Origin of the sequence: Paenibacillus sp. FSL R5-0623 (assembly GCF_037974265.1) — a bacterium.
GTDB lineage: Bacteria > Bacillota > Bacilli > Paenibacillales > Paenibacillaceae > Paenibacillus.
Map to the genome: position 1 here is coordinate 4779135 of NZ_CP150233.1, position 20905 is coordinate 4800039.

The 20905-nt window shown below is 47.9% G+C and carries 20 protein-coding genes; 2 read left to right on the plus strand and 18 right to left on the minus strand.

All coding sequences use genetic code 11. The annotated features are described in order from the left end of the window. Window positions 1-20: 20 nt before the first annotated feature. From MKY92_RS21025 to MKY92_RS21095, 15 genes are all read right to left on the minus strand, one after another. Window positions 21-161, minus strand: coding sequence for a YqzL family protein (locus MKY92_RS21025; protein WP_074095877.1), 141 nt, complete (start codon window positions 159-161; stop codon window positions 21-23). Window positions 162-265: 104 nt separating this feature from the next. Then, entirely contained in the window at window positions 266-1165 is a 900-nt protein-coding gene (gene era, locus MKY92_RS21030) for a GTPase Era (RefSeq protein ID WP_017687248.1), read from the minus strand. A gap of 39 nt (window positions 1166-1204) precedes the next feature. Beyond that, complete coding sequence (locus tag MKY92_RS21035) at window positions 1205-1618, minus strand: cytidine deaminase (protein ID WP_036615035.1); 414 nt, start codon at window positions 1616-1618, stop codon at window positions 1205-1207. 266 nt (window positions 1619-1884) lie between these two features. Then, the gene (locus tag MKY92_RS21040) at window positions 1885-2256 is read right to left on the minus strand and encodes a diacylglycerol kinase family protein (protein ID WP_017687246.1); all 372 of its coding nucleotides are present in this window, start codon (window positions 2254-2256) and stop codon (window positions 1885-1887) included. After that, the gene (gene ybeY, locus MKY92_RS21045) at window positions 2256-2753 is read right to left on the minus strand and encodes an rRNA maturation RNase YbeY (RefSeq protein WP_036674804.1); all 498 of its coding nucleotides are present in this window, start codon (window positions 2751-2753) and stop codon (window positions 2256-2258) included. Before ybeY ends, MKY92_RS21040 begins: the two co-directional genes overlap by 1 nt. 34 nt (window positions 2754-2787) lie before the next feature. Then, window positions 2788-5037, minus strand: a complete 2250-nt coding sequence (locus MKY92_RS21050; RefSeq protein ID WP_036674803.1) for an HDIG domain-containing metalloprotein — start codon at window positions 5035-5037, stop codon at window positions 2788-2790. A 16-nt stretch (window positions 5038-5053) separates the two neighbouring features. Continuing rightward, on the minus strand, window positions 5054-6025 hold the full coding sequence (locus MKY92_RS21055) for a PhoH family protein (RefSeq protein ID WP_017687243.1): 972 nt from the start codon (window positions 6023-6025) through the stop codon (window positions 5054-5056). Window positions 6026-6031: 6 nt separating this feature from the next. Next, a complete protein-coding gene (gene yqfD, locus MKY92_RS21060) occupies window positions 6032-7225 on the minus strand; it encodes a sporulation protein YqfD (RefSeq protein ID WP_339297496.1) in 1194 nt (397 codons plus the stop codon). After that, entirely contained in the window at window positions 7222-7515 is a 294-nt protein-coding gene (yqfC, locus tag MKY92_RS21065) for a sporulation protein YqfC (protein WP_017687241.1), read from the minus strand. Before yqfC ends, yqfD begins: the two co-directional genes overlap by 4 nt. Before the next feature lie 181 nt (window positions 7516-7696). After that, entirely contained in the window at window positions 7697-8296 is a 600-nt protein-coding gene (locus MKY92_RS21070; protein WP_339297497.1) for a hypothetical protein, read from the minus strand. A gap of 13 nt (window positions 8297-8309) precedes the next feature. After that, window positions 8310-9320: a flotillin-like protein FloA gene (floA, locus tag MKY92_RS21075; RefSeq protein ID WP_339178046.1), complete on the minus strand. Its 1011-nt coding sequence runs from the start codon at window positions 9318-9320 to the stop codon at window positions 8310-8312. Window positions 9321-9481: 161 nt separating this feature from the next. Next, entirely contained in the window at window positions 9482-10804 is a 1323-nt protein-coding gene (locus tag MKY92_RS21080) for an NfeD family protein (protein ID WP_221822063.1), read from the minus strand. Between the two features lie 282 nt (window positions 10805-11086). Continuing rightward, window positions 11087-11530 carry a GatB/YqeY domain-containing protein gene (locus MKY92_RS21085; protein ID WP_017687237.1) on the minus strand — a complete coding sequence of 148 codons (444 nt, stop codon included), beginning with the start codon at window positions 11528-11530 and terminating at the stop codon, window positions 11087-11089. 15 nt (window positions 11531-11545) lie between these two features. Then, complete coding sequence (rpsU, locus tag MKY92_RS21090) at window positions 11546-11719, minus strand: 30S ribosomal protein S21 (RefSeq protein ID WP_005547957.1); 174 nt, start codon at window positions 11717-11719, stop codon at window positions 11546-11548. A 232-nt stretch (window positions 11720-11951) separates the two neighbouring features. Next, entirely contained in the window at window positions 11952-12311 is a 360-nt protein-coding gene (locus MKY92_RS21095) for a histidine triad nucleotide-binding protein (protein WP_024628477.1), read from the minus strand. Window positions 12312-12559: 248 nt separating this feature from the next. Here MKY92_RS21095 and MKY92_RS21100 point away from each other — a divergent pair, with 248 nt between their 5' ends. Both MKY92_RS21100 and MKY92_RS21105 read left to right on the plus strand, forming a co-directional pair. Continuing rightward, window positions 12560-13483 (plus strand): cysteine synthase family protein, encoded by a 924-nt coding sequence (locus MKY92_RS21100; RefSeq protein ID WP_339297498.1) that lies wholly within the window; start codon window positions 12560-12562, stop codon window positions 13481-13483. A gap of 1 nt (window position 13484) precedes the next feature. Next, complete coding sequence (locus tag MKY92_RS21105) at window positions 13485-14618, plus strand: bifunctional cystathionine gamma-lyase/homocysteine desulfhydrase (RefSeq protein WP_339297499.1); 1134 nt, start codon at window positions 13485-13487, stop codon at window positions 14616-14618. Between the two features lie 724 nt (window positions 14619-15342). Here the strand turns inward: MKY92_RS21105 and MKY92_RS21110 are convergent. The 3 genes from MKY92_RS21110 to MKY92_RS21120 all read right to left on the minus strand — a co-directional run bounded on the left by MKY92_RS21110 (window position 15343) and on the right by MKY92_RS21120 (window position 20878). After that, window positions 15343-15687, minus strand: coding sequence for a hypothetical protein (locus MKY92_RS21110; RefSeq protein WP_036674796.1), 345 nt, complete (start codon window positions 15685-15687; stop codon window positions 15343-15345). A gap of 590 nt (window positions 15688-16277) precedes the next feature. Further along, window positions 16278-19697 (minus strand): SMC family ATPase, encoded by a 3420-nt coding sequence (locus MKY92_RS21115; protein WP_339297500.1) that lies wholly within the window; start codon window positions 19695-19697, stop codon window positions 16278-16280. Next, entirely contained in the window at window positions 19694-20878 is a 1185-nt protein-coding gene (locus tag MKY92_RS21120; protein WP_339297501.1) for an exonuclease SbcCD subunit D, read from the minus strand. The genes MKY92_RS21115 and MKY92_RS21120 overlap by 4 nt, the downstream gene beginning before the upstream one ends. Window positions 20879-20905: the final 27 nt, after the last annotated feature.

Genomic DNA, 20905 nt, shown 5'->3' on the forward strand with positions numbered 1-20905 from the left:
ACCATTCCCGAATCAGCCAATTATCCTTCGGCTTCTTCATCTTCAATCACTTCCCTTGCATTATCCGACTCCTGTCCTAACGAGTTACACGCCTCGGTATATAACAAATAGGACTCCACATCCCCCGTCATCGCAAAAACCTTCCACGAAAAATCTCGCATCGGAATTTCATCCTCTCTTCGGAAATGACGTCTGCATCTACCAAATAGGATGGAGTCTTGCAAGGTAAACTATGTGTTGCAATTACTGGATACAATTCCGACGATTAGTCGCGGCCAAAGCCAAGGTCACGCAGAACTCTATCCTGATTTCTCCAGTCTTTTTTCACTTTAACCCACAGGTCCATGAAAATTTTGGAGCCAAGCAAATTCTGAATGTCATGTCGAGCTCGTTTACCCACTTCTTTCAGAAGGGCACCTTGCTTCCCGATAATGATCCCTTTTTGGGAATCCCGTTCCACAAAAATGACAGCTGAGATATAAACGACACCATTATCCTGCACTTTCATATCTTCGATCGTTACAGCAATGGAGTGAGGCACTTCTTCACGAGTCATTTGCAAAATTTTCTCACGAATCAACTCGGCACATACAAACTGCTCCGGATGGTCAGTAACCTGGTCGTCAGGATAGTACTGTGGACCTTCAGGCAGATACTTGCCGAGCTGTTCCAGTAATGTGCTGACATTATTGCCATGCTTGGCAGACACAGGCACAATTTCAGCGAAATCGTGTAATTTGCGATACTCTTCAATAAGTGGTAACAGCGCTTCCGGCTCAATTTTGTCAATTTTGTTCATAACGAGAATGACAGGCGTACGGATATTTTTCAGCTGTTCCGCAATATAGCGGTCACCACCGCCCATACCTTCGGAAGCATCAATCAAGAATAAAGCTGCTTCTACTTCACTCAGTGTGTTCAAAGCGGTCTGGTTCATATAATCGCCTAATTTGGACTGACGTTTATGAATCCCTGGTGTATCCAGAAAAACGATCTGTTGATTGTCCGATGTATATACACCGTGAATTTTATTACGGGTTGTTTGCGGCTTGTCCGACATAATTGCAATTTTCTGTCCAATGACTTGGTTCATCAAAGTGGATTTACCAACGTTAGGACGTCCGATAATGGCTACAAAACCGGATTTGAATTTTTGTTTTTTCATATGTTCCTCCTCAGGCGCCTAGGCCTGGAATGTATTGGTTTATTTTTTGGCGGAATTCAGATCAGAAGGCCCAAAAGCCCAAGGTAACAGTTCAGCAACGGTGGTCTCTTGCAGATCACCTTTCAAGTTCCCCAAGATGACTTTCATATCGGGTTCACACAGTTCGTACATGACCTGACGACATACGCCACATGGAGCAATCGGACCATCTGTGTCTCCCACAATGGCAATCGCTGTGAAGCTGCGAGGCTTCTGCCCACCTGCAATGGCACTGAACATCGCCGTACGCTCAGCACAGTTACCTGGTGTATACGCAGCATTCTCAATATTACAACCATGATGCACATGACCTTCACTGTCAAGCAAAGCCGCGCCTACACCAAAATGGGAGTACGGCGTATACGCCTTAGTACGTGCCTTAATTGCCTCTTGCATTAACAAACCGTTATCCATCATTATTCTCTCCCTTAGGGTGCAATATAAAATCAAACTAGTGCATTTACACTGGACACTCCGATGTCAGAACAACCTTCCGAGCGCTGTTATCCCCAGATTTTTTTGATCCCTTTTAATAAGGGAAAATCCGGGGATAAAGGCGCACACTTCGTTTCTTCAGGTTTCTTCTGACCTCTCCGTTATCGTGTTTGCATCAAGCAAATTTATATTAGTGTGTAGTATTAAAATCAAACAAAACGAATCAAAACAAAGTTAATACAAAATCAATACAACCCTAGCCAGCTCATCACCGGCTTAATGAAAACAATACAACCGATGATGACGGCGAATACCGCTGCCAGCAGAACTGCCCCGGCCGCGGTATCCTTTGCCGCTTTTGCCAGCGGATGGATATGGGGGTGTGCCAAGTCAACCGCTGCCTCTACAGCCGTGTTCATCAATTCAGTCACCAAGACCAAAAAGACAGCGGTCAGCACAAACATCCAATCCGTTCTTGAGATTCTGAAAAAAAAGCCGGCTACACACATCAAAATAGCCACTCCCGTGTGAACTCTCACATTACGCTGAGTCCGCAACCCATATGCGATTCCTTCCGCAGCATTGCGGAATACCAGACCCCAGGAGCGCCTTTTCATTATCGAGTCAACCCGGCCTGGGCCAATACCGCTTCTTGTTTGCCCATCATTTCAGCCTCACTTGCTTCATCCTGATGGTCGTATCCGAGCAGGTGCAAGAAACCATGGACAAACAGAAAACCAAGTTCACGTTCAAATGAGTGTCCATACTCTTCACTTTGCAGGATGGTCCGTGGTACGGAAATGATGATGTCTCCAAGAACATCCGGCATTTCTTCCATTTCTTCATCTTCGTCCAGCTCATAGATAATATCGAGCTCTTCATCCACCGTTTCGTTCATCGCAAAAGACAGTACATCCGTAGGACGATCAATACCGCGATAATCACGGTTCAACTCATGGATCTGCTCATCGTTTACAAAAGTCAGAGCCACTTCCCCGTCTGCAACACCTTCCGCTTCTCCGGCGAGATTCAGCAACTGTTCCAGCATTGCAATCATCGGTTCTGTAATTTCTTTATCCTGTTGTTCATTATTCCATGCCAGATTAAGACTCATTCTTTCATAACTCCTGTCTGCTCATATTATTAAATCAACCTGCTTCGGGTGAGGTCGGCTTTGGTTTCTTGATCTCCTCCGGATATTCTATCCTGGAGTGGAAGATACCCATCACCGTTTCCTTCAATGTTCTGGCGACGATATCCAGTTCACGCATCGTAAGGTCACAATCATTGAATTGATGATCGTCCAATCGTCCTTTAATAATCTTCTCAATCATGGACTCCACTTGCTCCACTGTCGGTTTGCGCAAAGATCTCACAGCAGCCTCCACACTATCGGCAATGCCAACAATAGCCGATTCTTTGGACTGAGCCTTCGGCCCAGGGTAACGGAAATCTTCTTCCGTGAAATCAGGCTCAACGCCTGCTTCTTCCGCCTGGCGCAGTGCTTTGTGATAGAAATAGTGGAGAAATGTCGTGCCGTGATGCTGTTCCGCAATATCCCGAATAGGTCTGGGCAGCTTGTAATCCTTCTGCATTTCCACCCCATCGCGCGCATGGGCAACGATAATGGATTTGCTCAGTTTCGGATCAATTGAATCATGCGGATTCTCCATATTGTTCTGATTCTCAATAAAATAGATGGGCCGCTTCGTCTTGCCAATATCATGATAATACGAACCCACTCGGCAGAGCAATCCGTTAGCTCCTATGGCTTCTGCTGCTGCTTCAGACAGATTGCCTACCATAACACTGTGATGATAGGTACCCGGTGTCTCCGTCAGCAACTTGCGTAGAAGCGGATGGTTCGGATTGGACAGTTCTACCAGTTTGAGCGCTGACAAAATGCCAAATGAAGTTTCAAAAAATGGCATCAGCCCAATGACCAGTATGGCAGTCAGCACGCCACCAGCAAATGCAAACCCAACGCCATACAGTGTAGTGGTTCGATTCCAATCGCCCGAGTCAATCAAAGCCAAGGTAAAGACGGCTATGGACCCGAACAAGCAGACCATAATGGCCCCTTTCAGGATCGTTGATCGCTGGCTAGCCTTATGTGTTGCGAAGATCGCAACAAATGAAACCAATACAGCGAAGAACCCTAATTCGAAGTCAAAAAGTTGACCCTGATGCGTATTCAAAATAATGCTGGACAACATACCGATCAATATCGAACATACAAAGGCAAGCGACGTATCCAGCAAGAGAGCAATTAACATCGCGCCTACCGCAACAGGTGCAAGGAAGCCCACATAAGACCTCTCATTGGTTTGGATAATCGCTGTCACATGCATAACCACAATCGTAATAATAAAAATGAGAACAAGCATCAACAGCTGTGCATTATTATATTTGAAATGCGTTCCGCTGCCTTGCTGAATATACATCAGAATTGCTGCTGACAACAGGCAGGAAAACATAAGAAGACCAAGCTGTGGCCAGTAGTTCACTTCATTTTTCAGCAAATCATTCTCATCCAGCAAAGTATACATCTCCGGGGTGATCATCTCACCCTTGGCAACTAATGTGTCCCCTTGCTTGATAAAGACAGTTTGCGTGTTCTCACGCGCCTGAACTTTCGCTTCCTTGGTTCCCTCTTCATCGTAGAAGCGGTTAGCGGTCACCACAAGGCGAGCAAGCTCTTGCACGACCTCACGTTGCGTACGCTTACCAAGAGAGCTGACACTCACCATCTCAGCTACTTTGGCACGGGCAGTGGTTGCATCGCTGATCTGATCCGTCATTAACCTCGCAACAATATCCCTCGCAACCGGTTTCATCTCCTGGATATCATCCGATGTCAGACGTGAGATTTTGATGTAGGTTTCTTCGGGAATACGGTAGCTTTGCTCCTGTACCACATTTCTGATCTCTTCCAAAAGAGTCTCGGAGTATGTACCAGCTTTCCGATTATTATTGATATAGTTGGTCACAAAGTCCTTCTGGCGCTGCGGAATTTCATCTCGATAGATATCGATCTTGTCCTGACTTGAAATCTGATCATCCTGATTTAATCGATCTACACGGTCAAGCAGGGTAGTCATCAAATTTTCGTTGCGCAACTGGACAATCTGAAATATCGGCTGTACCCGTTCGGCAGCTTCTTCCTGTGCTTTGAGTGTGGCCTTGTTATTCGGAATCTGCATGGGAGCAGCAATATCCACTTCACTCCGTGTCCCTTCCTGAATATCATACCGCTCAGGGAGCAGCTTGGAAGCCAGACTTACGTAGAAAAGAATCACCAGAAACAAAAACAGAAGATAGCGTGCCCACACGCTATACTTCCATCCTGTAGCCTTATTCTGAAAAGATTTGCCTTTTGACGGTTCCTTCGAGGTCACTTTAGACAATCCCTTTCTATGCTTGATTTTCTGCGGCGTGGTTGTAAGCCACGATAATTTTCTGGACGAGAGAATGCCGCACAACATCTTGCTCGGCAAAATAGACAAATCCAATCTCGTTAACTTCATTCAAGATCGTATTTGCTTCCACAAGCCCGGATTTCTTACCACGCGGTAAATCAATCTGTGTAACGTCTCCAGTGATGACCATTTTGGAGCCAAAACCAAGACGGGTCAGAAACATCTTCATCTGTTCAGGCGTTGTGTTCTGTGCTTCATCGAGAATGATGAAGGAGTCATCCAGCGTACGCCCCCGCATGTAGGCGAGTGGCGCGATTTCGATTAATCCCCGCTCCAGTGCCTTCGCGGTCTGTTCCTGCCCCATAACGTCATATAAGGCATCGTACAGCGGTCTCAGATAAGGGTCTACCTTCTCCTGAAGATCACCTGGCAAAAACCCAAGACTCTCTCCTGCTTCAACAGCAGGCCGTGTGAGTACAATGCGTTTGACGCTGCCTTCTTTAATTGCGGCAACAGCCAGTACAACAGCAAGGTAGGTTTTGCCCGTACCGGCAGGACCAATGCCAAATACAATATCACGTTTTTTAATTGTAGTTACATAGTGCTTCTGTCCAATGGTTTTAACACGGATTGGTTTACCTCGGTATGTCGTCGTAATCTCGCCTTTGAACAGGTCCAATAGTTGGTCTGCCCGCATATCCTTGGCAAGTTCAATCGCATACTTCACATCTCTCTCGGTTAACACATATCCATTGCGTATCAATTGCAGTAACACATCAAATAATTGTTCAAGCGATTCCACCTGCTGTGCGTTGCCAAAAATCACAATCTCCGCTTCACGGGATGCAATCTGGGCAGGAATCTCGGATTCAATCAGTTTGAGAAAAGTATCTTGGGGTCCAAAAAGGGATTGGCCCTCTCCCGCACTCTGGAGGGAGATTTGTATGCTGCGTGTTTGCTCTGACAAATATCCTCATTCTCCTTGACTATGGACTAGCGGAAGTTCTTCCGCAATGCTTTCTTCTACTTCAAATAAGACTTTCATATAAACTTTACCATTCTCTTTCTTCTCATGCAAAATTTTTTCACTTATAATTTTTGTTCCTTTGCCGTTTTTGGCCATAATATCATTCCTTGCTCCTTCCAATCCTTTCGTTCTGGCCCATTCTACCGTCTGTTGTTGCTCATGCTCTCGGGTCTCCAGATCTTTCTCTGTCAGCCAACCCATAGGGAGTGTAAAGGATCGCCACGTCAATGGTTTATGATTACTTTCTGTATCAAATGAACTGAACGGTGTACTTCCGTACCCCCACAGCTGGATCGCCCAATTCCCCAGCACCATGTAAAAACGTTCTTTGCTTTCACCTGTCATTGTATTATGTTTTTGCACCAGTGGAACCTCTACCTGATACTCACGCCACACCAGACCACGAACTTCACCTTTGGCAACGATGGTTTTGGTATTCTCCTCATCCCCGAGAATCCCCGAGATCAATACCTGACCCTTTTTGACACGCATGTCCTTCTGAACAACAGGGCGTCCCTGCTCCGCATAGATTTGAGTGACAACAGCGTCTGACTTACTGATCAGATGTCTGGGATTCAGTAATGGCTCACGCTTTGGTTGCGCCGATTCCACAACCTGAATGGTGATGGTTGTCCCCTCTTTGCTCACGCCAATCCAGGTTACATCCGGCAGAGCGAGTGCTAGCTGCCTGGAGAGCTTGTCTTGGCTTTGCAAGCGGAACCCCCATTGGAAAGGGTATATGCCCTCTTTCTTTGCTGCTGCAAGCACCTCGTCGGTGGGAATGGTGACGTTACCCTTGACCTCCACATCCCATACCATGGACGACAACGCAAACAAAGCTGCCACAAAAAACAGCATCCCCCCAAGAAAGAACTTCCTCCGCAATAATCGGGCCGCAAAAAAAGGGAAACCACTGCGATGGGTTACTTTCACCCTGCAGCCTGTCCGTTTCAACACAGGACGCAACCTGAAAAAATGCGGCAGCAGAATGTTCATCTCTGCCACGCGTCCATCGTGAGCACGCAGGTTCCAAACTTCCAGCCCCTGCTCTGCCACCGTGTTGATTAATGTTTCAATGTCTCCCCCAGTGACCGTGATTCGGACTGCTCCCCGCAGTTTATACAGACTGGGCTGCTTCATCCGTTCCCCTCCACTCCATTCATATGAATATCCAGAATCGTTCCTTCAACAGCTACTTCATCCGGCAAAATGTTACGTATCACCAAGGCAGTTCCTTTGATCTCCAACTGGCCTTGGGAAAGAGCCAACACGATACGATCCGGGGTGAAATGGATGACACCGCGATGATTCTCTATATACAGTTGCTTACTGCCAATCAGGGTTAACCGTGGCATATCATAAAGCACATCCTGCGGCAGATCCAACACTTCACTGGTCCATCTGCGCAGCTTGCGGCTGATCCGGGTCATTCGAAGGTCTTCCCCCTTCCTCTACAGTTCAACTTATGCGCAGATTCATGAATTTATGAAAATTCCGGAGCGTGTTAGGGACGAATGTTGAGAAAAAAGTAAGGAACACAGAAAAAGCCGTCTCCGGCGACTTTCTGCGCACCAGAGACGGCTCTATTTTCTGTTCATAATGAAGACTTGTTTACAGTTTCCCTCTTGTACCAAACGGCTGTTTGGAACGAGGAGGACCCAATACTTCTGCCCACAGCACACCTGTACGAATATCAGCAGGGCGAAGCGGGGATGCTCCCGATTCATCGGTGTTGGGTATATCCCAACTGGAATCAGAGACAACAGGTTTATTTGCAGAAGAGAAGCGATTTAATCTCTCTTGAATCAAACGCTCCTGTCGTTCCACTTCTTTCATTTGTTGCTCAAGCGAGCTTTCCGTTTCTCTTGAGGAACTCTCACTTCTGTGGTTACTGGCTGTGCCAGAAGAAGCAGCAGGCTCCGAATATGGCTCACCATACTGATTCTCATATTGTTCGTCTTCGTACCGATCGTCATACTGTTCATCATAACGGGGATCAGTATGTCCGGAAGACTGCTGCGGAGATGAATTGTCTCTTGAGCGTTCTTCCCGGTCTGAATCACCGCCGCCTCCAAACGTAGGCATCCCGCTGGCAGGACGCTTTTTGTTTGGATCAGCCGATTTGGCAGCTTTTCCCAAGAATGAGAAGAGCGCAAAACCGACAACAGCTACAATGTACAAGTTATCAAAAATCCATTCGAATAGGCCCATATGCACTCACCGCCTATCTTCCGTTTTTGGAATCACCCTGATCGTTGGAATTCGAACCTTCACCAGGTTTTCCCAATGTATTGCGCATTTGAGTATCTGCTTCAATATTTTTGAGATTCATGTAGTCCATCACACCAATTTTCCCACTACGCAAAGCCTCTGCCATTGCAAGTGGTACTGCGGATTCAGACTCAACAACGCGCGCTCTCATCTCTACAACGCGTGCTTTCATCTCTTGCTCTTGTGCTACAGCCATCGCACGACGTTCTTCCGCTTTGGCTTGAGCAATCCGCTTGTCAGCTTCCGCCTGCTCAGTTTGCAAGAAAGCACCAATATTTTTACCGATATCCACGTCCGCAATATCAATGGACAGGATCTCAAAGGCAGTTCCAGAATCCAACCCTTTGGACAAGACTGTACGAGAGATCAGATCCGGATTTTCCAAAACCACTTTATGCGTTTCTGCTGAACCGTTGGTACTTACGATCCCTTCACCGACACGGGCAATGATTGTTTCTTCACCAGCACCACCGACGAGTCGATCGATATTTGCACGAACTGTAATTCTTGCTCGAACATTGACTTCGATACCATCTTTTGCCACCGCAGATACAACAGGCGTTTCGATAACACGCGGGTTAACACTCATTTGAACCGCCTGCAATACGTCACGACCAGCAAGGTCAATCGCAGCAGCACGTTCAAATTCGAGTGGAATGTTTGCACGCTGGGCAGCGATCAGAGCGTTAACCACACGGTCAACGTTACCACCAGCCAGGAAGTGACTTTCCAGTTGATTCATCGACAATTGAATACCTGCTTTAGTGGCTTTGATCATCGGATTTACGATTCGGCTAGGTGTTACACGTCTGAGTCTCATCGCAACCAGTGTAATAATACTAACACGCACACCGGATGCAATTGCCGAGATCCAGAGCATGACCGGGAAAAAGCTGAAGAATACGCTCAATACGATGATGGCAACTACCGCAATGAGCAAAACCGTAATCATAGTTGGTTCCATTGTTTAATTTCCTCCATTTGCAATTTGAATTTGATAAAAACATTTGAGAAGACATTCACGAGTCCGCTGCTAAATTAAAGAATGCACCACCTCGCTGGCAGCTTCAGCTACGTGGTTATGTACATTGCCGAAGCGTTAATCCACTTCGACAACAGAGCGGGTTACACCGGTAATGCTTGCTGAACCACAATCCGGGTACCTTCCGCTTTAATCACAATAATCGGGGTGTCAACCGGAATGAAATCACCATCTGTCACAACATCAATTCGTTCTCCTTCAAACATCGCTGTTCCAGAAGGTCGAAGCGGTGTAAGACTAATGCCTTGCAGTCCAATCAACTCTTTACGCTCGGTAGCGGATGAGTATCCACGCTCAGCTGACAGACTGTCACTCAGTATGAATCGATTCCATATCCCTCGATCTTTAAACAGTACTGCGATAATCGCAATCACTACCAATGCTGCTCCGAAAGCGATTCCCAAGGATACGAATGCATCACTCGTATCATAAGCAGCCCTCACAACACCTGCAACAAGCGCAATTGATCCCAGAATACCCAGAATACCCATGCTTGGTATGAACATCTCCAGAATCATCAAGATGAGTCCAACAGTGAACAATACCCACGTCTCTGCTCCTGCAAAACCGGCAACGTAATTTCCTGAGAAATACAGGACAAAACATACGATACCGACAATACCAGGTACTCCGAACCCAGGAACGATCAATTCAATGGCTACACCTGCGATTCCGAGGAACAACAATATGGTCATGACAACTGGATTGGTAAGAAAGGATGAGATGTTCTCTGCTGTCGTCCGTTCTACCTTAAATACATCATCCTGGCTGTAACCGAGCCACGTTGCCGCTTCTTCCGGTGTGTTGCTGATGTGGTCAGCATAACCAACTTTCAGCGCTTCTTCAGCAGAGAGAGCAATAATTTCACCTTTTTGCTTGGTTTTATTAATCTCTGGCATTTCCACAACCATGTTAACATCCGTCATTCCAGCTGCAATCTTGCCATCACGACCACTGATCTCAGCTGCTCCCTGCATTTTGCTTTTCCAGAATGCAACAAGCTTTGGATCATCAACATGTTTACCCGTACTGTCCACCATTGCTGCCGCACCAATCATACTGCCTGGTGACATTACGATCTTATCTGCATTCAGAGCCAGAAAACTCCCGGCTGAAGCAGCATCTCCACGAACAAATGCAACAGTCTCAATCGGACTGTCCTTGATCAGGGTACCCAATGCTTCTGCAGTGTCGACACGGCCTCCCGGCGTATTGATATCAAGAACGATCAGGCCAGCATTCATCTCTTCCGCTTGCTTGAACCCGCGTTCCATGAACTTGCCAAGTCCCTGCTCGATTGGTTTATCAACCGGAATAATATATACGGCGCCACTCTTCTCAGCTGCATGCGCTGACGGTGATCCAATCCAGACAGGAAGCAACAGCGTCAGTAGCATTAAGAGCATCAATGGCCCCGTAAGCTTCTTCCGGCGCTTTCCCTTCACAATAGTCCCCCCTTTTCCATTAATGTTATACTGTCCAGCTTATGGTATTTATTACGTGCAATGCAACATTTCGTTTCAAAATCTTAAAATTATATTTGAAAACTCAATCAATTGCAAGAATAAAAATCCATAATAATATATATTAACCATTAAAAAGGAATTCTGTCATCCCAAAGACATCATGCCTTCAGATAAATGGAAAAAACACCTCCTGACAAGTCAGAAGGTGTTTATTGATTTGCTTTATTGCAGAAATTGTTGAACTGCTTGATTTACCAGTTTGCCGTCCGCTTTGCCTTTAACTTTCGGCATAAGGGCCGCCATGACTTTCCCCATCTCGGCTTTCGAAGAAGCACCGGTTTCCTGGATGGTCTGCTGTACAATAACTTTAATTTCTTCTTCGGTAAGCTGTGTGGGAAGGTACTGGATGAGTACTTCAATTTCCGCTTTTGCATTTGCCGCGAGATCTTCACGGCCCGCTTTGTCAAATTCTTGGAGGGCATCTTTGCGCTGTTTGATTTCACGACTCAGGATATCAAGCACTTCGTTGTCATCCAAATCTCTTTTCAAATCTATTTCAAGATTCTTGATCGTCGAACGAATCAACCGAATGTTGGAGAGTCTGAACTTGTCCTTACTCTTCATCGCTTGCTTCATATCTTCGTTCAATCGTTCGCTAAGATTCATGTAGTTAAAATCCTCCTAAAACTTTCTCTTACGAGCAGCCTCGGACTTTTTCTTGCGCTTTACGCTTGGCTTCTCATAATGCTTACGTTTCTTCACCTCAGCCAATACGCCATCTTTAGCGATGGAGCGTTTAAAACGACGAAGTGCAGCATCAATAGTCTCGTTTTTGCGAACTTTAGTTTCAGACACCAGTTTTCCCTCCCTCCGACCAGACCGTCCAAGAGCAATAACACGGTTCATCATCTTACATTATAGGCGAAAGATAATAAAGGTGTCAACCTCAATGTAATGATCACTTATTTGAATCCATTTTATAACTCAAAGGTATTATGAAATGAATTCATTATATAAGCATTTGGTCACACATTCGTGGATTTAATGCATATGACTAAATCCTCAATATTAGTACCCATTAGCTCGTTTATTTGTGAGAATCGGACAGACTTGTCAGCACGCCAAGTCTGGTACCACCCAACAAATGGTAATGCAGATGATGAACGGTTTGTTCTCCATCCTTACCACAATTATTGATTAAGCGATATCCCGTTTCTTCCACGCCAAGACGCTTCGCCGCTTCTTGAGCAGCCAGATGAATCTCGCCGATCAATGGCAGATCTTCTGCAGTAACTTCATTCATGGAAGCAATATGTTTCTTCGGAATGACAAGAACATGTGTCGGTGCAGCGGGCTGGATGTCATGAAAAACGATAACATGGTCATTCTCCAGTACTTTATTGGAGGGAATGCTGCCCTCTACAATTTTGCAAAATAAGCAATCCATAGTTCATACCCTCCTTTGTATTCCAGTGTATGTATTCCCTTCTATCATACTAGAAGTAAAAACCCACGTCCAATCTCTAGACGCACAACCAGGCAATCCAGGTCAACTGTTTATCTATCATCGAGCCGAACACTATACGACATTGGATGTATACCAAGCCATTTTATCGAAATATGGTTTTGTCACGCACTTTTCCCTATTAAACAAATATGTATGGATTAATGACACACAAAAGGAGATTGGTTAATTTGACCGTTTATCAACATGTACAGGAACTTATCGGTAATACGCCACTGCTTGAATTAACTCGATATCCACTACCGGAAGGAATCCGCCTGTTCGCTAAATTAGAATTCATGAATCCTGGGGGAAGTGTGAAAGACAGGATTGGTAAGTTTTTATTGGAGAAGGCCTTGACACGAGGAGATGTTAAGCCAGGTGGAACGGTGATCGAAGCTACCGCAGGCAACACAGGCATTGGTCTTGCAATGGCGGCTGTAGGCCTTAATTTAAAGGTCATTTTCACGGTACCTCAGAAGTTCAGCGCTGAGAAGCAACTGTTGATGAAAGCCCTTGGTGCTACGGTCGTCAACACACCCACATCCGAAGGAATCACTGGTGCCATACGCAAGGCGGAATCACTGGCGAAAGAAATACCGGGTTCCTATATTCCAGGTCAGTTCTCCAATGCGGATAACCCACTCGCACATTATGAACATCTGGGCCCTGAGATTTGGCGTGATCTGAACGGGCAGGTGGATGTATATGTAGCCGGAGCCGGGTCTGGCGGAACTTTCATGGGGGTATCTCGCTATTTGAAGGAGCAAAACCCGTTAATTAAAACATGTATCGTAGAACCCGAAGGTTCGATTCTGGCAGGAGGTCCATCGGGACCACATCGTACAGAAGGAATAGGGGTCGAAACGTTATCTTCTTTTATGGATGTGAGTTACTTTGATGCCATTCATACGATCTCAGATGAAGATGCCTTTGAGCGGGTCAAGGATCTGGCCTTGTTGGAAGGCTTACTGGTAGGAAGTTCCTCAGGTGCAGCTATGCAAGCCGCATTAAACGAAGCCGTTCACGCAGCTCCCGGAAGTAACATCGTTGTTATTTTCCCGGATAGCAGCGAACGGTATTTAAGCCAAAATATCTATAATGGAGGACAATGAAATGAGACCAAAAACTAAGCTGATTCATGCAGGTATTGTTGGTGATCCACACACTGGAGCAGTGAGTGTACCGATCTATCAAGTGAGCACGTATAAGCAAGAATCGGTTGGCGTACACAAAGGATACGAGTATTCACGTACGGGCAACCCTACCCGTCATGCGTTGGAAGAAGTCATTAAAGAGCTGGAGGATGGCGTTCGAGGGTTTGCTTTTAGTTCGGGCATGGCTGCAATTCACGCTGTACTGTCTCTGTTGAAAACAGGAGATCACGTCATTCTGACGGATGACGTATACGGCGGGACCTATCGCATTTTCACCAAGGTGCTGAATCGTCTGGGGATCGAGTCTACCTTTGTGGATACTACCTCACTACAAACACTGGAGCAGGCTTTGCAATCCAATACAAAGGCCATTTATGTAGAAACACCTACTAATCCGTTACTCAAGGTCACCGATATTGCTGCTGTAGCGCAATGGTCGAAACAACATGAATTGTTGTTCATCGTGGATAACACGTTTAGTACGCCTTATTGGCAAACCCCTCTGGCTCTGGGGGCAGATATTGTACTGCATTCTGCAACAAAATATATCGGTGGTCATAGTGATGTCGTGGCAGGACTAGCGGTTGTCAACAGCGAGCAACTTGGTGAAGATCTGCATTTTATCCAAAATGCAATCGGCGCAGTCCTGGGACCTATGGATTCCTGGCTATTAATGCGAGGTCTGAAAACATTGGGATTGCGCATGGAAGCGCAAGAACGCAATACAGAGCAGATTGTGGCATTTTTGAATCAACATCCAACCGTGAGCAAAGTTTATTATCCCGGGTTGCCCGAACATCCCCAGCACAAGCTCGCTTCCACGCAAGCGAGAGGATATGGCGGTATGGTTTCCTTTGATGTAGGCAGTGCTGAAAAAGTAGATGAGGTGTTAAGCAAAGTCCGTTATTTCACATTGGCTGAAAGTCTGGGCGCAGTGGAAAGTTTAATTTCTGTACCTGCCCGAATGACACATGCTTCCATTCCCTATGAACGTCGGCAAGAATTGGGGATCACAGATGGTTTGATTCGTATCTCCGTTGGGATCGAGGATGTTGAGGATTTACTTGAGGATTTGAAATTTGCATTAAGTTGAGGGCATTTTGAAGTCCATGCTGGCTGATCTTGGAGAAGGAGTAGTGGACGATGGACGATTTCCCAAGGAACACAGGGTGTCTTATTTGGCGTTCAGGCCACATTTGAAATTATAAGGAACATCAGGCACGTTATTTACCAAAATAACCTCAAAAAAATGCTGAATGCGGCTCTTTATTCGGTTATAACGTGTATCAGATTCGTCAGCCGCTCACATCATGCTCCGCTCCTCCAACCGGGCAAGAGAACAGCATCGATTCCACCTGAAGCGAAGCTTTTAATCGGAATAGAGAATTAAAGCTTTCCTTTTTCTTGATTGTTTGCTCGCACATAGGCACGTTCTCGCATATTCAGGATGCAGTACACCGATTGCTGCTACGGACACGTTAAGGCCAGGTTCTGCTTTCAGCAGTTTTAAATACAAGTTATGTGCTATCCGTTCATCTTCGATCTTACACTAATCAGTTTCAAAAAAAGGTCATGCCTTACAGAAGTTGCTTCTGCACAGGCATGACCTTTTGGATGTTCGTATGTTGCCAGTTGTATTGCAACGACTGTCGCGATACATCAGGCTGAGACTCTGTATGTGATAAGACCTCTCTATTTTATGCTGTACGGTACCATGAATGAAACTTCCATTCTCGGCTTGTTATTTTCAAGGTTTTCATAGGATGCCATAGGGTACATAAGAATGTGTCACTTGCAGTTATGACTGTTTTTTAATTTCAATAGTACGGTAAAAGGGTTAACGCTGTAAGCGCAAATAACGGGAGCACTAGTCGGTTAAAACGTCTACGGCCATAACCATAATACGGATAAGGCGTAGGGTAGCCGTAACCTGGATAAAATCCGCGAGTATGACCTATCGGATAGTTTGCTCCAGGCATTGCATTTGGAGCCCAGTTCGCATGATTCACCATGGCTTCCGGTCCAACGGGAACAGCCAGGTAGATCATTTCGTCATCCACATTTTCCATAATGCCATCGTAGTGCATACCATCATTCATCTGTACACATACATAACGGTGCATGTGTTCCTTACATATTTTCTTTGCTTCCACTTTTTCCACTTGCCAACGCCTCCCTGATTCTGCTCTTGATCACCTTTTCATGGTATTCAGAACTGGGCGAATTGACACTACTGACGAAAAAACACAAAAAAAAGAAGCACCCCGTGAGCGGCTTCCTTGGAAGTCTGCTACGCGGACATCTATTCAGGAAACGTCCTGATCAGATGTCCGCCGGGGTACTTAAATAAAGTTTGTCGGCTTAACTGTAGTATAACAGCGGGATGAACCTGTATCTGTGATGTAACTCACTCCACTAAGTTATAAAAGCAAGAAAAGAAATATTTTTACAAAAATAATATTCCGTAATAGTGCGTGTCTAAAAAGGGCGGTTTTCAGTACCAAAAAGACGGGATAAAGCTAGAAATGGAGTAGCGGAGCATAGATAGAGCTACGTGAGCAACCGCAATGTTTCCGAAGGAAACAACCTTCGTAAACCCCTACTTATTTCGGCTTAATTCCATATTCGATGTTGATGATGCCGCTAGGCACCATTCGTAATCAAAAGCTGACTTTTTGAACAACCTCTAATATTCATTTTGCTTGGACTATTAGAGGCGCTTCTATGATCTATATTGCTTACACATTGCCCTCTACAGGGTCTCCAAGACCACACGTGAGCCGTTTCCGGCTTCACCTGCCGGAATCACCACAAGTTTGCGCGGCAAGCGTGCACGTAGTTCAGGCACGTGACTGATTACACCAACAGCCAATCGGTCGTCATGCAATTTTTCCAAAGAAGTAATGACGGTATCCAACAACTCAGGGTCAAGGGTACCAAACCCTTCATCTAGGAAGAAGAATTGGAGTGGGTACTGACCTCGCAGCTGAATCTGGGCCGACAGTGCCAAGGCCAGTGACAACGAAGTCAAAAATGTCTCGCCACCTGACAACGTTGATACCGGTCGTTTGACTCCCCCGTTGGCATCATCACAGATTACAAAACCACCGCCGGAATCCACCTCCAGTGAATAACGCTGTTTGGTCAGGAAGCGCAGACGCTGAGATGCCGCATGACTAACCTGCATCAGTTGTTCTTCGGCAATATACTCAACAAAAGCATTGCCTCTAAACGCGGATTGCAGTTTGCTGAGCAGTTCGCCTTGACGGCTTACCTCCACCCGCTTGTTCTCCAGTTCGGTCCAGCGAACATGTCGCTGCTCCACATCCTCCAGATCACGTTCTGCACGCGCTTTGGCACGAAGGGAAGCCTCATCCTCAATTCGGACCTGCTGCAAACGTTCGGTGCAGGCTAACCACTGTTCCTCCGATACGACAGCACCACCCAGCTTTTGTTCCAGTTCACGCAACTGGGATGCCAGTTCACGCTCACGTTCACGGTGCTGCTGGATCTCCCCTGCCAGTCGCTCTGCTTCCTGGGAAGGAATTGCCGCGGATACAACAGCATCATCCGAGTCAAACGGAGATTGTTCCAGCAATTGCTTCCACCGTTCCTGTGCCTGTTGCAGATGTTCTGTGGCCGAGGCGGCTGCCTGCTGTGCCATGACGTCTTTCTTGGCTGATTCCTGCTTCAGCGTGTCCGCTTCTTTGAAGCGTTGTGCCGAGTCCGAAGCTGTGTTCCGCAGTCCATCCAGACGAGCCTGAGCCGCAGTAATCAGATCTTCTACCCGCTGCTCCCCAACCCACTGGCGCAAGCGTTCTTCCTTCTCGGCCAGCTGTTTGCTATTGCCCTGCCACTCCGTTTGCCACTGAATCAGTTGTTTGTCCAATTCAACCAGCTTCTGCTGGAGAGATTGAATGATTTGGTCTTTTTCCTCAAGGAATGTCACACTTTTGTTCAGACGTTCCTTGATGTCTTCGGCGCGCGCATCGCGCTCCTGCATCGCCTGATAGAGGGCCTTGGCCTCCTCCTGAGCGATGCCCGGCAGTTCCATGGCCCAGCGGCCCTGCAAGGCAGCCGCTGCGGCCTCGCTCTCGGCCAGCTTGCGCTCCGCCTGGGCGAGCCCGGCACGGCCGGCCTCTTGCGCAGCTGCCGCTTCCATGCGGCGCTGCTGCGCGCCTACAGCCGCCTGCTGCAACGCGGCGGCTTCGGCCTGGAGCGGCGCTGCTGCGGCAGCCAGCGCCTGCGCGGCTTCGCGCAGCGCAGCGGCACGCGATGCCCAGCCTGCCGGGGAGCGCCCGTGTTCGGGCGACCCGGCGGGCTCGGGCTCCGCTGCCGCAGGCGCGGCCTCGGCTGCGGCCGGAGCTTCGCCGGCCGCAGCGCCAAGCTGCGTCAGCAGGCTGCGACGTTCGTGCAGCTGCTGGCGCAGCCCAAAGTGCAGCTCCTGCAGCTCCGCGTGCAGGCTGCGCAGCAGTTCCAGGTCCGCATCGCCTGCGTGCGGACCTTCTCCCGGCGGCGCAGCCGGGAGCGGGTGATGCGGCGAGCCGCACACCGGGCATGGCTCGCCATCTTGCAGCTCGGCGCGCAAAGCGGAGGACAGCCGGTGCAGCTCCTGCTCGCGCATCGTGCCACGCAGCTGTTCCTCCGCAAGGGCCAGCAGGCTATGTTCGCGACTGATGTCCTGCTCACAGGCAAGCAAGGCCTCAAGACCTTCTGACGCCTGTTCTACCAGATGCTGACGCTGATCACTCAGGCGTTTTTCTTCCTCAGCCGCCGCCTTCAGCTTGTCGGCTCCCTGTTCTGCCGACTGCTTATAGGCTTGCATGTCAGCCTTATTTTGCTGCAACTGCTCCGCGGCAGTATCCACACGATGTTTCAGTTCAAGCGCAGCTTGAAGTTGCCTGCGTTCCTCTGACTTCACTTCATTTGGCTTAAGGCTCTCTTGGAGTTCCTCACGCCGTTTGCGTCCACGCTGTTGCAATTCCTTTTCTTTCTCAAGCTGCTGTCCCAGCGCAGTCTGTTCGCTCTGCCCCTGTTCCAGCAACTGTGCGAGGCGCGAGCAATCGGCTTGAAGTCCGTCCCGTTCACGTTGCAGCTCTTTCGCTTGTTCGAGTTGCTCCAGGCGCAGCAAAAGTTTCGGTTCTTCCTCAGTCATTTGCTTACGTGCCGTCTCGGCCTTCTCCGCTTCCTGAACAGCCAGACGCTCATGTTCCAATGCTTGCTGATGAGCTGTCTCGGCAGTATCCTGCCGCTGCTTCTGTGTAGCCGTGGCATCTCGAACCGTCTGCAATGCAGGCAGTATTACATCTGCTGCAACGGATTGTTTCAGCCGTTGTTCGCCTGCCTCTATCTGTGGTTCCAGTGCTTTCAGCTTCTGTTGTTCATCCGTCCGAGCCTGCCGTTCGTTACTTAACTCACGAATTTTGCCCAGTTGTTCAGCTTCCTTTGCAGCTACATCCAGCGCTTTGCGGGACAATTCAGACTGCTGAACAGCGGTTTGAAGAAGCCGTTTCGTTTCTTCCAACGTCTCCTTGCTGGCATTGCCCAGTCCCTGTTGCTCCGCAGCAAGAGATTGGTGAACCATGTCATTATCCTTGACCCGCCGACTTAATTTGATGGCCAGCTGATCCCCATACTTCTCCAGATGGAATAATCGTTGCAACATTTGGCGACGTTCACTGCCTTTGAGTGACAAAAACTCGGCAAACTTTCCTTGCGGAAGCACCACTGCCCGTGTAAAATCATCCATCTTCAAACCGATCACATCTTCAACACAGCGATTCACATCTGCCAATTTGTCGGCAAGTACCTGTTCTTCGCCATTGACCGTCTCTATGAATTTGCTGATCGTGTTACTCACGGACACTTCATTATTTCGTTTGAAACGTCGCTCTACCCGGAACCTCCGAGTGCCTTCCGCCGACATCAGTTCGAATGTAAAAGCAACCGACAACGAATCCTCTGCATGATTCATAATGCCTTGCGTCCCGTTCACCGCACGTTCCACTTTTCCATACATGGCGAGTGTGATGGCATCGAGCAAGGAAGATTTACCACTACCCGTTGGACCGAAAATACCGAATAGCCCCGTCTCTGTAAGCACGGTAAAATCAATCTCCTGCATCTCCCGATAACTTTGCAGTCCGGCAACTTTTAATAGAATTGGCTTCATCTTTCCTCGACCTCCTCACGCACACCCGGCTCGTCTTCATCCACAAGTTCCAGGAAAAGCTGTACCAGGCTGTCTTCCGGCTGTGCACCACCCGTCTGACGCTGATAGAATTTACGGAACAGTTCATGCACAGGTAGCTCGGATCGTTGCTCCAAAAGTCCTGCTGCAGCCATCTCGGGATACACCGGGCGAATATGAATGATACCTTCATGTGATTTTCGCAGCTGCTGAATCTCCTTCAGGGACATCGCCTCGTCCAGCCACACTTCCATGTCGATAAAAGCCTGTGGATCATGCCCCTCATCCAGCCAACGATATACTTCTGCCAGACCACCACGGGCCTGCCAACGCACAAGCGGACGCCCGGACGTTAACAAAACTTCCTCCACCTGTGCAGCTCCGCCCGGTGCCAGATCAACCATCGTGACAGACTTGCTCTGCCCTGCTTCCGAGAAGCTGTAAGCGAGAGGAGAACCGCTGTATCGAATCACACCGTCTCCTTTGACAGCCTGTGCACGATGAAGATGCCCGAGTGCCGTGTATTGCGCACCAGTTGCTAAAGATGAAGGGTCCACCGTGTAGGCCCCACCGATCTGAATCGGACGTTCCGAATCACTCTCAAGTCCGCCGAGCACATAGATATGACTCATGGCCAAGTTCACGGTATCCGGGCGGAAAGAAGCTGCCAGACGCTGCATTAACATGCCCACCCGGTGACTGTATGCCTGACGAAGCACATTTTCGTCTCCATCTGTTGTCAGCAGTTCATTCAATCTGGCTTCAGAAGGATAAGGTAATGCGGCAATCTGTGCAATCTCTCCGGTCCGTTGTGCATGGATGGTTACTGCTTCTGAAGTAGGCATGCCTACGAGTGTGATGCCCTGTCTGTTCACAAGTGGAGTCACAGAAGCCACCCGCTCTGGCTGATCATGATTTCCTGCAATCACCACGAGGGGTCTTCCATGCTCCGTCAGACGGGCTGCTGCTTCATAAAAAAGTTGTTCCGCCGCTGCGGGAGGATTGACGGAATCATACACATCTCCGGCCATCAATATGGCATCCGCCTGCTGCTCATCAGCCAGCCTGACGAGTTCATCAACGAAATCTTCCTGTTCACGTAGTCGGCTTCGTCCTTCCAGCGTTTTTCCCAAATGCCAGTCCCCTGTATGCAAAATACGCATCGTCCGTTCCACCCCTCTCCCATATGA

Bases quoted from the DNA above. Each gene is read 5' to 3' on its own strand.
- MKY92_RS21085 (WP_017687237.1), bottom strand. From the start codon at position 11,530: ATGAATCTTAGCGAACGATTGAACGAAGATATGAAGCAAGCGATGAAG.
- MKY92_RS21095 (WP_024628477.1), bottom strand. From the start codon at position 12,311: ATGGATTGCTTATTTTGCAAAATTGTAGAGGGCAGCATTCCCTCCAAT.
- yqfC (WP_017687241.1), bottom strand. From the start codon at position 7,515: ATGACCCGGATCAGCCGCAAGCTGCGCAGATGGACCAGTGAAGTGTTG.
- MKY92_RS21080 (WP_221822063.1), bottom strand. From the start codon at position 10,804: ATGCTCTTAATGCTACTGACGCTGTTGCTTCCTGTCTGGATTGGATCA.
- MKY92_RS21040 (WP_017687246.1), bottom strand. From the start codon at position 2,256: ATGAAAAGGCGCTCCTGGGGTCTGGTATTCCGCAATGCTGCGGAAGGA.
- MKY92_RS21120 (WP_339297501.1), bottom strand. From the start codon at position 20,878: ATGCGTATTTTGCATACAGGGGACTGGCATTTGGGAAAAACGCTGGAA.
- MKY92_RS21035 (WP_036615035.1), bottom strand. From the start codon at position 1,618: ATGGATAACGGTTTGTTAATGCAAGAGGCAATTAAGGCACGTACTAAG.
- MKY92_RS21025 (WP_074095877.1), bottom strand. From the start codon at position 161: ATGCGAGATTTTTCGTGGAAGGTTTTTGCGATGACGGGGGATGTGGAG.
- MKY92_RS21070 (WP_339297497.1), bottom strand. From the start codon at position 8,296: ATGGGCCTATTCGAATGGATTTTTGATAACTTGTACATTGTAGCTGTT.
- yqfD (WP_339297496.1), bottom strand. From the start codon at position 7,225: ATGAAGCAGCCCAGTCTGTATAAACTGCGGGGAGCAGTCCGAATCACG.
- MKY92_RS21115 (WP_339297500.1), bottom strand. From the start codon at position 19,697: ATGAAGCCAATTCTATTAAAAGTTGCCGGACTGCAAAGTTATCGGGAG.
- MKY92_RS21105 (WP_339297499.1), top strand. From the start codon at position 13,485: ATGAGACCAAAAACTAAGCTGATTCATGCAGGTATTGTTGGTGATCCA.
- floA (WP_339178046.1), bottom strand. From the start codon at position 9,320: ATGGAACCAACTATGATTACGGTTTTGCTCATTGCGGTAGTTGCCATC.
- era (WP_017687248.1), bottom strand. From the start codon at position 1,165: ATGAAAAAACAAAAATTCAAATCCGGTTTTGTAGCCATTATCGGACGT.
- ybeY (WP_036674804.1), bottom strand. From the start codon at position 2,753: ATGAGTCTTAATCTGGCATGGAATAATGAACAACAGGATAAAGAAATT.